Origin of the sequence: Citrobacter sp. RHBSTW-00570 (genome assembly GCF_013739755.1) — a bacterium.
In the GTDB taxonomy this organism is placed as follows: domain Bacteria; phylum Pseudomonadota; class Gammaproteobacteria; order Enterobacterales; family Enterobacteriaceae; genus Citrobacter; species Citrobacter braakii.
The window spans coordinates 213,996-228,369 of sequence record NZ_CP056399.1 but is presented as its reverse complement, the minus strand read 5'-3'; the positions used below and the strand labels follow the sequence as shown (position 1 = coordinate 228,369).

The 14,374-nt window shown below is 52.4% G+C and carries 10 protein-coding genes; 4 read left to right on the top strand and 6 right to left on the bottom strand.

Going from position 1 to position 14,374, the window contains the following annotated elements; genetic code table 11:
* The first annotated feature begins 271 nt into the window (after window positions 1-271).
* A complete protein-coding gene (locus tag HV237_RS01060) occupies window positions 272-1,594 on the top strand; it encodes an MFS transporter (RefSeq protein WP_003023312.1) in 1,323 nt (440 codons plus the stop codon).
* 93 nt (window positions 1,595-1,687) lie between these two features.
* On the opposite strand, the gene HV237_RS01055 is transcribed toward HV237_RS01060, so the two are convergent.
* Both HV237_RS01055 and pdeH read right to left on the bottom strand, forming a co-directional pair.
* On the bottom strand, window positions 1,688-3,748 hold the full coding sequence (locus HV237_RS01055) for an AsmA family protein (RefSeq protein ID WP_047358200.1): 2,061 nt from the start codon (window positions 3,746-3,748) through the stop codon (window positions 1,688-1,690).
* Between the two features lie 76 nt (window positions 3,749-3,824).
* The gene (pdeH, locus tag HV237_RS01050; RefSeq protein WP_016157708.1) at window positions 3,825-4,592 is read right to left on the bottom strand and encodes a cyclic-guanylate-specific phosphodiesterase; all 768 of its coding nucleotides are present in this window, start codon (window positions 4,590-4,592) and stop codon (window positions 3,825-3,827) included.
* 230 nt (window positions 4,593-4,822) lie between these two features.
* Here pdeH and HV237_RS01045 point away from each other — a divergent pair, with 230 nt between their 5' ends.
* On the top strand, window positions 4,823-5,752 hold the full coding sequence (locus tag HV237_RS01045; protein WP_047358201.1) for a sugar kinase: 930 nt from the start codon (window positions 4,823-4,825) through the stop codon (window positions 5,750-5,752).
* Between the two features lie 64 nt (window positions 5,753-5,816).
* Here HV237_RS01045 and HV237_RS01040 read toward each other — a convergent pair whose 3' ends face one another.
* The 4 genes from HV237_RS01040 to HV237_RS01025 all read right to left on the bottom strand — a co-directional run bounded on the left by HV237_RS01040 (window position 5,817) and on the right by HV237_RS01025 (window position 11,317).
* A complete protein-coding gene (locus HV237_RS01040; protein WP_047358202.1) occupies window positions 5,817-7,310 on the bottom strand; it encodes a pitrilysin family protein in 1,494 nt (497 codons plus the stop codon).
* Between the two features lie 222 nt (window positions 7,311-7,532).
* On the bottom strand, window positions 7,533-8,819 hold the full coding sequence (gene dctA / locus HV237_RS01035; RefSeq protein WP_003023301.1) for a C4-dicarboxylate transporter DctC: 1,287 nt from the start codon (window positions 8,817-8,819) through the stop codon (window positions 7,533-7,535).
* A gap of 157 nt (window positions 8,820-8,976) precedes the next feature.
* Window positions 8,977-10,983: a biofilm formation regulator HmsP gene (gene hmsP / locus HV237_RS01030; RefSeq protein ID WP_181541664.1), complete on the bottom strand. Its 2,007-nt coding sequence runs from the start codon at window positions 10,981-10,983 to the stop codon at window positions 8,977-8,979.
* Between the two features lie 226 nt (window positions 10,984-11,209).
* On the bottom strand, window positions 11,210-11,317 hold the full coding sequence (locus HV237_RS01025) for a type I toxin-antitoxin system toxin Ldr family protein (protein ID WP_016154898.1): 108 nt from the start codon (window positions 11,315-11,317) through the stop codon (window positions 11,210-11,212).
* 425 nt (window positions 11,318-11,742) lie between these two features.
* Between HV237_RS01025 and megL the strand changes: the two genes are divergently transcribed.
* The gene (megL, locus tag HV237_RS01020; RefSeq protein ID WP_003023295.1) at window positions 11,743-12,939 is read left to right on the top strand and encodes a methionine gamma-lyase; all 1,197 of its coding nucleotides are present in this window, start codon (window positions 11,743-11,745) and stop codon (window positions 12,937-12,939) included.
* 117 nt (window positions 12,940-13,056) lie between these two features.
* Complete coding sequence (locus HV237_RS01015) at window positions 13,057-14,355, top strand: amino acid permease (protein ID WP_019078087.1); 1,299 nt, start codon at window positions 13,057-13,059, stop codon at window positions 14,353-14,355.
* The last annotated feature ends 19 nt before the right edge of the window (window positions 14,356-14,374 follow it).

Genomic DNA, 14,374 nt, shown 5'->3' with positions numbered 1-14,374 from the left:
CTGCGCTTATCCGGCCAACCCAATGCTTACGTCGAAATCCTGCGCATTATCAGAATTAAAATCCAGCCCGTAACTTTTGTTTAACCCAAAACCAGTTTTATCATCCAAGTTTTAAATTATGTGAAGCATTTCATGGAAGTGAAATCTCCAGCCTAAAAATTATCCCCTTTTTGCTCTGTTTTTGACCAATCGCAAGGTTTGTTACAGATTGAAATGTCTCTTTTGCTGTGCGTAATATGACCTTTCGTTCGACCAAAAATAAGAAAATATTATGCAAGCAACAGCCACAACGCTCGACAACGAACAGGAACACACCCCGGTCAACTCGCGCAATAAAGTCGTCGTCGCCTCACTCATTGGCACTGCCATTGAGTTCTTCGACTTCTATATCTACGCCACCGCCGCGGTGATCGTGTTCCCCCATATCTTCTTCCCGCAGGGGGATCCGACCGCGGCAACGCTGCAGTCCCTCGCCACCTTTGCCATCGCCTTTGTGGCACGGCCTATCGGTTCTGCTGTGTTCGGGCATTTTGGCGATCGCGTAGGGCGTAAAGTCACGCTGGTTGCCTCACTGCTCACTATGGGGATCTCGACGGTTGTCATTGGCCTGCTGCCGGGTTATGAAACTATCGGTATTTTCGCCCCGCTGCTGCTGGCGCTGGCGCGTTTTGGTCAGGGTTTAGGACTGGGCGGGGAATGGGGCGGCGCGGCGTTACTGGCGACGGAAAACGCACCGCCGCGTAAACGCGCGCTGTACGGATCATTCCCGCAGTTGGGCGCACCTATCGGCTTCTTCTTCGCCAACGGCACTTTCCTGCTGCTCTCCTGGCTGCTGACCGACGAGCAGTTTATGAGCTGGGGCTGGCGCGTACCGTTCATCTTCTCTGCGGTGCTGGTGATTATCGGTCTGTACGTTCGCGTTTCGCTGCATGAATCCCCGGTCTTTGCCAAAGTGGCTGCGGCGAAAAAACAGGTGAAAATCCCGCTGGGTACCCTGCTGACAAAACATGTCCGCGTGACGATCCTCGGCACGTTCATTATGCTGGCGACCTATACGCTGTTCTATATCATGACCGTCTATTCCATGACGTTCAGCACCGCCGCGGCGCCTGTAGGGCTTGGCCTGCCGCGTAATGAAGTGTTGTGGATGCTGATGATGGCGGTTATTGGCTTTGGCGTCATGGTGCCGGTGGCGGGCCTGCTGGCCGATGCGTTTGGTCGTCGCAAGAGCATGCTCATCATCACCACGCTTATTATTCTGTTTGCGCTGTTTGCCTTTAAACCGCTGCTCGGCTCTGGCAATCCGGTGCTGGTGTTCGCCTTCCTGTTGCTTGGTTTGAGCCTGATGGGTTTGACATTTGGTCCGATGGGCGCGCTACTGCCGGAGCTGTTCCCGACCGAAGTGCGCTACACGGGGGCGTCGTTCTCGTACAACGTTTCGTCGATTCTTGGTGCTTCCGTTGCCCCTTACATTGCCGCATGGCTGCAGGCGAATTACGGCCTGGCGGCGGTCGGTACGTATCTGGCATCAATGGCGGCGTTAACGCTGATTGCGCTGCTGTTAACCCACGAAACCCGCCATCAATCATTGTGATTCTTTGGTTGTAAGCACCGTCTGCGGCCTACGTTGAGCATGAAATGTAGGCCGCAGAAGCGAAGCGTTAGCGCCATCCGACAACGGCAAAAATCACTTCTTCATTTGCGACAAAATGGTCCGGCATTGATTAGCGTCTCCTTCAGAAGGTGAAATCAGCGCCAGCAAGGCCGCCGCGGGCGTCACTAACGTTGCCAGCGCGGCAGCAACCGCACCGCGCGCAATCAGCGGCCCGGCCTTCACACCGGCCTGCGGATTCTTAAAGGTGCCGCGAACATACAGCGGCGAACGCAGGGTAATAATACGAATGCCTTTGCTCTCCGGATCGATGGTTAAATCCAGTTGCTCCGACGCAAAACTCGCCGTACCAGTGACATTAATGACCGCGTTTTCCGTGTCGAAGGCAAAAATCTGCGGGCGGGCTACGCCGTTAACAATATCCAGATTCGCCGCCGCGCAGTTCACCCGCACCTCGTCATCACCAAATATCTGTCCAACAAGATAGTTGCCCAGATTCAAGCCAACAATTTCCATCAGATTCCGGCTGATCAAACCGTCGTTCATCAGCAGCTTCAGGTTGCCATTGCTGTTACCAAGCAGCGCCGCTACCGAGTTTCCGCTCCCGCTAAACCTGGCGTCACCGTTCATTTCACCGAGCGTTTTCTGCATCAGCTCCACATCCGGCATCAGCGCTTTTAGCTTCAGGCGGCGAGCCTGGATGTCCGCCTGCCCCCGCATCGGCTTTTTATCCCCTTCCAGATGGATGCTGGAGACAATGCTGCCTCCCGCGAGGCCAAATTTCAGCGGCTGCAGGCGCAGGTCGGCATTTTTCAGGATGATATGGGTGGAGAGATCGCTGATCGGCAGGCTACTGCCGTGCTCAATACGCCGTCCTTTGAAACGTACGTCAGCGTCCATCACGTTCCATTTGTCGGTTTCAAAACGGTCATACGGCAAGACCTTGTCCGCGGGCTGGACGCTCTTCTCACCTTTGCGGTGTTCAGATTGTTTGGCGCGCTCGGCCCCTTTGCCTGAATCCACACCGATCAGCGGCCCCAAATCAGCCAGCCTCAGTTGGCGTGACTCAACATCCCCTTTCAGCATTGGGCGCGGCTTACCGGTGGTATAGGCCAGCGTTCCGTGAATATCGCTGTCGCCAATTCGGCCATTAAAATCGCGGTAATCAAAAACAGAGGATTTTTCCGGGTCAATTTTCGCGACCAGATGTCCGTCGGTTTCAAACGGCGGCGTATCCGGGAGCAGCACGCCGGTCAAATCGTACAAATCCCCTAGCGAATCTCCCGAGAATTTAAGCCGCAGATCCGCCCCGCCCATATTCATCGGATCGTTTATCGTACCCATAAACGCCACACGCGTATTACCCGAACGGAAATCAGCCTGAATCGGGAAAGGAGTTCCTTCACTGCGCAGCGCCAGCATTCCGCCTATCTTCCCGCGACCGCTTAGCGGTTCGCCGTTATATCGGCCTTGCGCTTTCAGACCAAACACGTAGTCCTCAATGTGGGCGTTGCTCTCTTTACTTTTTGCGCCAGTCACTTCGCTAAAGGGCAACGGCTTACCCAGCGGATCGACCAGGATCTCAATCTCTGACTTCGTCACCTTATCGTTAATGGCGATGCGCCCTTGGTCGAACAGAATGTTATCCAGCCGGAAAGACCAGGCTGATGGCGGCGCATTGGGATCGCGGTTTTCATCCCCTGCCAGGTTAAAGGTCCAGTTATTGTTTTTCTCCGACAGGCGGATAAGCCGCGCATCGGGTTTTACCAGCTTGATCCACGGGAGCCAGACGGTTTTTGTCAGCAACGCCAGTGGGGCGAGCGTGGCTTCAACGCGCGGGAGATGCACCATGGTGACCTCAGGAATGTCCGGCGGGTTGCCGAGAATGATATCCTCAGCATGAACATGCGGCCACGGAACCCAGCTACGCCAGCCGGTTTCCTGTTTTTGGCGTTCCCAAACCACGCCCAGGTCACCCCGTATGGCGAAGGGACGGTTGAGTTCTGTAGAGACTTTCTGGTTGATGGTCGGTTTGAGCCGGTTCCAGTCAAATGTCGCAATCACGATGATGAGTACGACGATCAACAACAAGAAAACCCCTATTACTGAAGTGGTTATTTTGCCTGTTCTCGTCATGTTTAACCTCCTTACTTTCTTCCTTGCCTGTCCTAAAGATAGTCCAGCAGAGGAAAGGAGGCGCTCTACATCCTTATCAAAGCGACAGAATTACGTCTTCAAGGGTATCCAGAGGCACTGGACGAGAGAGAAAATAGCCTTGCGCAGCGAAAGCCGGAGAGTTTTGCACATCACGCCACTCTTCCAGCGTTTCAACGCCTTCGACAATCACACCGCGGCAATAGCGGTTCATCAGCTGTAACAGCAGCGTAAAGAGATTGCGGCCCTCCGGCGTCTGGCGCAGCATGACAAACAGATCCCGCGCCACTTTGATATAGTCGTAACTCACTTCACTCAGAGCCGAGAAGTTTGCCATTCCGGTACCAAAATCATCCAGCCAGAGCGGGCCAAACTCGCACATTGAGGCGAACGACGAGCCCTTCGGCAAGCGGATATGCTCCACCAGTTCAAAGCGCAGCCACGGCAGACATTCGATGATTTTCAGGATTTCGGGATCCTGGCGCATTGCAATCAGCGTTGGCCCGTCGACATTCACGGATGCCAGCAGATCGTGGGCTTTGAAAAACGCCCCTTTTTGTTCAAGCTGTACAAGCTGCTCTTTCACCACATCTACACGATGTCGTACGGCCACTTCGGCGAAATAGCGGTCTGGTGCGATACGTTGGGAGGGGTTTTCAGGATGGCTCACGACGGTCAGCAGCTCAACGGCCATCAGCCGTCCGTTGGTCTGATAAATCGGCTGGTAGGTGTAAGCACGCTCGCACTGCAGCCAATAGCGTCTCTCCTGCAAGTTTTCAATACTCGCATCGAGCGTAATTAGCTGCTGGGTAACCTGCTTTATCATCTGAGATGTCCTGTAAATAAGAGTGTGACTGACCGGACTCGTCAAAGGTTATCGGCGCTCAGGCGAAGAACTTTACGTTCAGCCCTACGCAAAATAGAAACTAAGCGGCAAAAAACGACGCAGAACACGTGCTGGCTCAAAAAAATAATGGAACGATGTTTTAATATAGTTGACCACTTAACACCCACAGCGCACACTAACGCTAATTTTTTTCAGAGCAGGTTACGACTATGTCCAGAAAGATTGCCGTGATTGGCGAATGCATGATTGAGCTGTCACAGAAAGGCGCTGACGTTCAGCGCGGATTCGGTGGCGACACGTTGAATACATCCGTTTATATCGCCCGTCAGGTCGATGCTGCGGCACTTTCCGTACACTATGTGACTGCGCTGGGTACCGACAGTTTTAGCCAACAAATGCTGGAATCCTGGCAGAGCGAAAATGTGGATACCTCATTAACCCAACGCATGGAAAACCGCCTGCCGGGCCTCTATTACATTGAAACCGATAGCACCGGCGAGCGCACCTTCTATTACTGGCGTAATGAAGCCGCCGCAAAATTCTGGCTTGAGAGCGAACAGTCCGCCGCTATTTGCGAAGAACTGGCGACATTTGACTATCTGTATCTGAGCGGAATCAGCCTGGCTATTTTAAGCCCGGCAAGTCGTGACAAGCTGCTGTCGCTGCTGCAAGAATGCCGCGCCAACGGTGGAAAGGTCATTTTTGACAATAACTACCGCCCACGTCTGTGGAGCAGTAAAGAAGAGACCCAGCAGGTGTATCAGCAAATGCTGGAATGCACCGATATCGCGTTCCTGACGCTGGATGATGAAGACGCGCTGTGGGGTGAAAAACCAGTTGCCGAGGTGATTGCCCGTACTCACGCGGCTGGCGTACAGGAAGTGGTTGTGAAACGCGGTGCAGATTCTTGCCTGGTTTCCATCGCAGGCGAAGAACTCATCGACGTTCCGGCCGTAAAACTATCGAAAGAGAAGGTTATCGATACAACCGCTGCGGGAGACTCCTTCAGCGCCGGGTATCTGGCGGTACGTCTGACCGGTGGCGATGCCGCTGATGCCGCAAAACGCGGGCACCTGACGGCAAGCACCGTTATTCAGCATCGCGGGGCGATTATTCCTCGCGACGCCATGCCGCAGTAATCTGGCGTTCTGGCAGGCCGGATTAGACGTTAACGTCGCGTCCGGCCTGCAGGTCACGATTCCCTTATTGCACCGGCGGGATGTCCGTCACTTCAGAATGTGATTCATCCGTTTCTACCGACGTTGCCGCGGCGGTAACCGGCGCCATAATGCTATCCCACGTCGCCTGCAGATCCTTCATATTGAATTCAGGTTCACCCTTCGGCTGCAACAGAATTAACGCCATATCTTGCGACAGTTGCTGACGCAGGTCCTGATTCAGCATCTCAACACTCAGGTTGTTCAGGAAGCTCTGACGTAAACGCTGATACTGTTCAGGCGCAATATCTACGACCTGGTTTTGCAGCGAGCGCAAACGCTGGCTGATCAAAATATCGGTATCGGTGCGACCATAGGTGGCAAACAGCTTCTGCAGTTCCAGATTCTTTTGCGCCACCAGCGCATTAAATTCTTCTTCCGGCAGCCCCTTATCGCGCACTTTGGCCAGCTCACGCGCAACCGTGCTGAGGTTCGCGTTCAGCTTACCGTTCGGTGATTCAACGTTAATGGCACATTGCGCGCGCAGGAACAGCACCCGACAGTCAAAGCCAAGGCCAATGTCTTTGGCATTGTTTTTGGTGAGCTCCTGCTGAATGTGCCAGAACAACGCTTCACGGGCTAAATCAGCGCGCCAGTAACGTAACAGCGCGGCAGATTCACGGATCGGCTGCCACGGCGTATCCCACATAATAGACAGGCGATCCTGACGTACCGCATCGGTCATTATGCTTACGGCCTCTGCACGCAGCGGAGAGAGCGTGGGTACCGGCGCAGGCGTTTCGCGTTTACCTTTTAATTCGCCGAAGGTTTTATTGATTTGATCAGCCACGCTGCGCGCATCTACGTTACCGACGATAATCAGCGTCATCGCATCCGGGGTATACCATTTCTGGTAGAAGGACTGGATTTTCGTCGCATCAACAGGCGTTTTCAGCGGATCGGCAGGATCGTGACCCAGCAGCGTCGATCCCTTCAGACGATAGCGCCACCATCCCTCTTTGGTATCTGACGGCCAGGTTGCAACCATATCTTCGCTACTCAGCGCATGATTGACCGATTCAGGGGTGATGCTCAGATTACCGGAGATATTCGCCAGATAAGAAAGTGACTCTTTCAGCAGATCGTTACGGCTGTTAGGCAGACTGAGGTTATACAGCGTGGAATCATAGGAAACGATAACGGGCGGCATGGGACGACTGGGATCGAACCCCTGCTGCCACAGAGAACGGGCTTGCGTAGCATCGAGGCCACCGCTTTGCGTCAGCGCGATACGCGGGATCGCATGGCTGAAACCACTCTGTTGTGTACTTTCGGTGAGTGAACCGGTATTGACCAGCAGGCGAACCTCAATACGGTCGCTGGGGCGCTGGGGAGTGGCTAAGACTTGCCACTGTAAACCATTTGCCAGCGTGCCCTGTTGCCACGCCGGGTCAGGCTGGAGCGCATCTGCCTGCACATAGCCGGCAGTGGCCATCATCAGCAAGCCGCCCGCTAAAAGTCGAATTTTTGTGCCCTGCATGTGAACCCCTGATCAACTATCCTGGAAATAAAAAGACAGCCCGCGAGAGGACTCTCTGAATATGACGTTAAAAACACTTCGTGTTAGACCGCAAGAACATAAAAATGTCACGGAGGAAGTGAAAAAATCCCGACGCCGCCGAATCGGCGGTTTCAGGCACAGGGGTTAATTATGCGCAAACGCCCGCAGTCCTGGAAGGGACTACGGGCATAAGTGGAGAGATTAAGAGGATATTTCGTGCGTTTTGCCATCCGGCGCACGATTATTCAGCACATCATCCAGCTTTTTATGGTCCAGTTCTTTCACCCATTTCGCTACTACAACAGTTGCCACACCGTTACCGACCAGGTTAGTCAGCGCACGGGCTTCAGACATAAAGCGGTCAATACCGAGAATCAGCGCCAGACCAGCAACCGGCAAATGGCCCACAGCGGAGATAGTCGCGGCCAGAACAATGAAGCCACTCCCGGTCACACCCGCAGCACCTTTTGAAGAGAGCAGGAGCACCACCAGCAGGGTTATCTGATGGAAGATATCCATATGACTGTTGGTGGCCTGAGCGATAAATACCGCCGCCATCGTCAGATAGATTGATGTCCCATCAAGGTTAAACGAGTAGCCCGTGGGTATAACCAACCCGACAACCGACTTGCGACAGCCCAGTTTTTCCATCTTATCGAGCATACGCGGCAGCGCGGACTCGGAAGAAGAGGTGCCCAGAACGATCAGCAGTTCTTCACGGATATAGCGGATGAATTTGAAAATGCTGAAGCCGGTTGCGCGCGCAATCGAGCCCAACACCACAACCACAAACAGAATACAGGTAATGTAGAAACAGATGATCAACTGACCCAACTGCACCAGCGTCCCGACGCCATATTTACCGATAGTAAAGGCCATGGCACCGAAAGCACCGATCGGCGCCAGGCGCATGATCATGTTGATGATGCCAAAAATAACCTGCGAGAAGCTTTCAATCACGTTGAAAATCATCTGGCCTTTGCTACCTAAACGATGCAGCGCAAAACCAAACATAACCGCAAACAGCAATACCTGCAGGATGTTGCCACTGGCGAACGCGCCAATGACGCTACCCGGGATAATATCCATCAGGAAGCCTACGATCCCCTGGTCTTTTGCCTGTTCGGCGTAAATCGCAACCGCTTTGGCATCCAGCGTCGCCGGATCGACGTTCATACCGGCACCGGGTTGCACCACGTTGACGATGATAAGGCCGATGATCAGCGCAATCGTACTGACAATTTCAAAATAAAGCAGTGCAACCGCACCGGTGCGGCCTACGGCTTTCATACTTTCCATGCCTGCAATGCCGGTGACGACAGTACAGAAGATGACAGGTGCGATGACCATTTTGATGAGCTTCACGAAAGCATCACCAAGTGGCTTCATTTGGGCGCCTAATTCAGGGTAGTAATGGCCAAGGAGAATACCTATGGCAATTGCTGTCAGGACCTGAAAGTAAAGGCTTTTGAATATAGAGGTTTTCATAGGGTGTCCTTAAAGTAAAAACCACAGGTCTTGTAAGGTTTTGTTTAACCTGCGGCCTTAAAGTAACACCCACACAACATGACAGAAATGCGCCTGGATCATAATTGATACAGAAATGTTAAAAATTTTGAGCTGGCTCGCACAAGCGAGACCTTTTTTAACTTTTGTAATCAGCGTTTTTCGGCGTCAGATAACGTTCTTCGAAGATATTCGCCGGAACCGGCCGGGCAAACAGGAACCCTTGTGCCACTTCTACCCCCGCTTGTGATAACCATTCGCGTTGCGCTTCGGTTTCGACGCCCTCAGCGATCATCTGCAAATTGAGGCTATGTGCCAACTGAATGATGGCGGAGATCATGCTGCAATCTTCAGGGACGCCATCGACAAACATCTTATCGATTTTGAGTACATCCACCGGGAGCGACTTCATGTGCTGCAGCTGCCGCAGGCCCGCATATCCCATACCAAAATCGTCCAGCGCGATACGCACGCCCGCGTTGCGCAGCGGGCGTAAAATAGCCACAGCGGCATTAGGATCATCAATGTGCCGGCTTTCGGTCACTTCCAGAATCAACGTCCCAAGCTTGATGCGATAGCGGTTTAGCAATTCCAGCAGATCCGACACCATACTCGGATGCATCAGCTGTAGCGCAGACAGGTTCACCGAGAGCGGCAGCATCAGGCCGCGTTCCTGCCAGGCTGACAGCTGGCGGCATGTCTCCTCCAGCACCCAGTAACCGACCGTCACCATCAGGCCACAGGACTCAATCCTGTCAATTAACCCTTCTGGCAACTCCCAGCTTCCGTCTGGCTGCTGCATTCGCAATAATGCTTCTGCGCTCAATACCTTACCGCTGGACATCTCCACCTGCGGCTGCATCCAGAGCGCAAACTGATGGTTATCCAGCGCGGTAAGAATATCGTTCTCTTCCGTCAAACGCTGTTGCGCCTCTTCCATCTGCAACGGGTCAAAGAACTGAATCCGGTTTTTACCCTTGTGACGCGACGTTAATACGGCTGAGAGTGCGCGGTGGTAAAGCTGTTCTGCGGTCAAATCGCCATTAAACATCGCCACCCCAATGTTGCATGTTGGACGGAGTTGAATGCCCTGAATCGGTAATCGCTCGTTAACGATAGTGAGCACTTGCTGACCTAGCGTAATAGCGTGCCAGGGTTCTTTCACACCATGTGCGATGATGGCAAAGTCATAGCCGCTCACCTGGGTAAGCACCATTCTGGGGGCCAATACTGACTTCAGCTTTTCAACCAGCGTAAGCAGCAGGATTTCCCGCTGGGTCTCGGATAATACACCCGCGGTATCACGAAGGGTTTCGCAGGTGACAATCATCAACGCCGTTGTCTGCTGGCGGTTCACAACCTGCTCCAGCAGCGCCATCAGAAACGACTTGTTGGGCAGCTCAGAAACCGGGAATCGCATTGAATGGTCGCTTTGCTCTTCACTGCGGCGCTGAATCAGTTGCTGATTGAGGTTGTAGCTACGCACCAGCAGGCCAATCTCGTCGTCCTGATGCAGACGCGGCAATGCCAGCTGATAGCCAATCAGATCCTGCTGGGGAATGTCGTTCAGCTCACGCGCTATTTTACGTAATGGATGCAAAATCAATCTGTTAATACACCATGAGATAGCTACCGTGAGTATTAACGAGAGAAGTAAGTAAATGGTCACTAACGTTGAGAGCGTACTCATCACGAACTTGTACATACGGTACGAATCCGCCTGCAGCACCAGATACGCCAGCGGTTGCGGATTCGCTGAACGCTCAAGAGAATAGACCGGCAGCGAAATTTGTACCGGAAGTTCAAACAGGCGAGTCACCGTAACCGGAACCGGGCGTTCAGGAATAAAGCTCATCCGCAGCGCCTGAAACTGATTCGGAAGCACCACATCGGCGCGACTGACCACGCCTGCTGGTCGAATACTTCTTAAAATAGCTTCTGCTTCGGGAATATCCCCTTTCAGGATCGTGCCCGACAGAGGCTCACGGACGGAGCGAGCGATACTTTCCAGTTGCGTAGCCGTGTTGTAGCGATTCTGCTGGACCAGATGGAACAACAAAACGGTGCAAAAAATAAACACAAACACCATGACAACGGCCGCAACCATTGCCATCTGCTTAATTGTTAACGAGCGACTGACACGCAAACTGACTCTCCACGGATAGACGAAACTGCCGTCAGAGTATACCCGATCGTAGCGGTATTAAGAGAGGCGGTATCTGAAAACTTCCCAGCATGCATTATCCCGACAGGATAGGCACCTGGCGACGAGATTTATCTGCATTTAAGCCGAAAAAGGCCGCAAAGTTACCCCCTGCGGCCTGGTTCGGGCGCATGTTGCCATCACGGCAGACAGACGCCCGCAAGGAGCATTACTTCCTGTTACGCAGCCAGCTCACAATCAGGCTGGCAATAATGCCAGCGATGATCGGTGCCGCTAAATCGTGCCAGAAGGCCACGCCTAACTGTGCGAGCGTCATATAGCCGCCTGTGTTGCAATGGCAACTGTTCGCGGCTATTCTTAACTTGTCTGGAGTCAAGTTAGCCCCCGTCTTGTTGCCTGGTTTATACCTAACAACGTGCGGGGGTTTTCTCTTTCCAGCAACCGATGCCGCCGGGGATCAAGCCCCCGCAACATTGCGCCTCACCGGGAATTCCCGGCTTGCCGCTGATTCTACGGTAGCCCACTTGCCATATCACTGCGCAATATATGGCTCTGCGTAGCGCCTCGCATTTCACCTGTTTTCTCACCATTACGCTGGAAAGATTCTTGCCAGTTGGCAACATTCCTGCCGCTCTTCAATACTGAAAAAGACATATCTCATTGATATCTATGCCTTCATTTTCTGGCACAGCGATTGCTATTTGACTGTGAGCTGTTCTGTTCCGAATCAAAGGAGATATCATGTCTGACTGTCGTACTTACGGATTCAACACCCAGATCGTTCACGCGGGGCAACAACCCGACCCTTCTACTGGCGCGCTCAGTACGCCTATTTTCCAGACTTCAACGTTTGTTTTTGACAGCGCCGAACAAGGTGCCGCCCGCTTTGCGCTCGAGGAGTCCGGGTACATTTACACCCGTTTGGGTAACCCCACCACCGATGCGCTGGAGAAAAAGCTGGCGGTACTGGAAAGAGGTGAAGCCGGGCTGGCAACCGCATCCGGTATTTCTGCCATCACCACCACGCTGCTGACGTTGTGCCAGCAGGGCGACCATATCGTTTCCGCCAGCGCGATTTACGGCTGCACCCACGCGTTTTTGTCGCACAGCATGCCGAAGTTTGGGATTAACGTCAGCTTCGTCGATGCGGCAAAGCCTGAAGAAATCCGCGCCGCCATGCGCCCGGAAACCAAAGTAGTGTATATCGAAACGCCCGCTAACCCGACGCTGTCGCTGGTCGACATTGAAACGGTAGCCGGTATCGCCCATCAACAAGGCGCATTGCTGGTGGTGGATAACACCTTTATGTCACCGTACTGCCAGCAGCCTTTACAGCTAGGCGCGGATATTGTGGTACACAGCGTCACTAAATATATCAACGGTCACGGAGACGTGATTGGCGGCATCATTGTTGGTAAGCAGGAGTTTATTGACCAGGCGCGGTTTGTTGGTCTGAAAGATATCACCGGCGGCTGCATGAGTCCTTTCAACGCGTGGCTGACGCTACGCGGCGTTAAAACACTGGGGATTCGTATGGAACGCCACTGTGAAAACGCATTGAAAATCGCCCGCTTCCTCGAGGGGCATCCATCCATTACCCGCGTTTATTATCCTGGCTTATCTTCACACCCGCAGTATGAGCTGGGCCAGCGACAGATGAGCCTGCCAGGAGGAATTATCAGCTTCGAAATAGCCGGCGGCCTCGAGGCTGGCAGACGGATGATCAATTCTGTAGAATTGTGCCTCCTCGCGGTCAGTCTCGGTGATACCGAAACCCTCATTCAGCACCCAGCGTCTATGACACATTCGCCCGTTGCGCCAGAGGAACGGCTTAAAGCAGGTATTACCGACGGGCTTATCCGTCTTTCTGTGGGTCTTGAAGATCCAGAAGATATTATTAACGACCTTGAACACGCCATCAGAAAGGCAACATTCTGACCATTATGACCTGAACCGACGCCGATCGGTTCAGGTTGTTGAGAATCAAGGCACAACAGTCTGGTAATACGCGCAATCCTGTTTCGGGGAGTGCGCGTATTTTGGGCAGGGGGTTCTATGCAGGACGACACATTACAACTAAGCAACAATACAGCAACCACCGTACCATTCTCAAAGAAAATACCGTTTACGAAATACGACTTTGGCTGGGTATTACTGTGTATCGGTATGGCAATTGGTGCTGGAACGGTACTGATGCCGGTACAAATAGGCTTAACAGGCATTTGGGTATTTATCGTCGCCTTTATTATTGCCTATCCAGCAACCTATATTGTGCAGGATATTTATTTAAAAACATTATCAGAAAGTGAAACTTGTAATGACTATACCGATATTATCAGTCATTACCTGGGAAAAAACTGGGGCGTATTTCTTGGCGTCATCTATTTTTTGATGATTATTCACGGCATATTTATCTATTCCTTATCCGTGGTTTTTGACAGTGCCTCATATATCAAAACCTTCGGCTTAACCGATGCCGATCTTTCACAATCGATAATCTATAAAGTGGCCATTTTTGCCGTGCTGGTGGCCATTGCTTCCGGGGGAGAAAAGCTGCTGTTTAAAATCTCCGGCCCGATGGTGGTAGTCAAAGTGGGGATCATCATCGTGTTTGGTTTTGCGATGGTTCCGCACTGGAACTTCTCTAATATCAGCGCATTCCCTGAAGCATCGGTCTTCTTTCGCGACGTATTGCTGACCATCCCGTTCTGCTTCTTCTCGGCGGTGTTTATTCAGGTGTTGAACCCAATGAACATCGCCTACCGCAAGCGGGTAGCGGACCGGGTTCTGGCCACCCGCATGGCAATACGCACGCATCGCATCAGTTACATTACGCTGATTGCGGTCATTCTGTTTTTCTCATTCTCTTTTACCTTTTCTATTAGTCATGAAGAGGCCGTTTCGGCCTTCGAACAAAATATTTCCGCACTGGCGCTGGCAGCGCAAGTCATTCCTGGGCAAATTATTCATATCACCTCAACGGTGCTAAATATCTTCGCCGTATTAACCGCATTCTTTGGTATTTATCTGGGGTTCCACGAGGCGATTAAGGGTATTATTCTTAATGTTCTGAGCCGCGTTATTGATGTGGAGAAAATTAATCCCCTGGTGCTTACGCTGGGTATTTGCACCTTTATTGTTATCACCCTGGTGATCTGGGTGTCATTTCGTGTATCGGTACTGGTGTTCTTCCAGTTGGGTAGCCCACTTTACGGGATTGTGTCGTGTATTATTCCGTTTTTCCTGATCTATAAAGTAACGCAACTGGAAAAACTACGCGGGCTGAAAACCTGGCTAATCCTGTTGTACGGGATCCTGCTGTGCCTGTCGCCATTATTGAAGCTGATTGAATAATCAGTTTACAGCGCCGTCA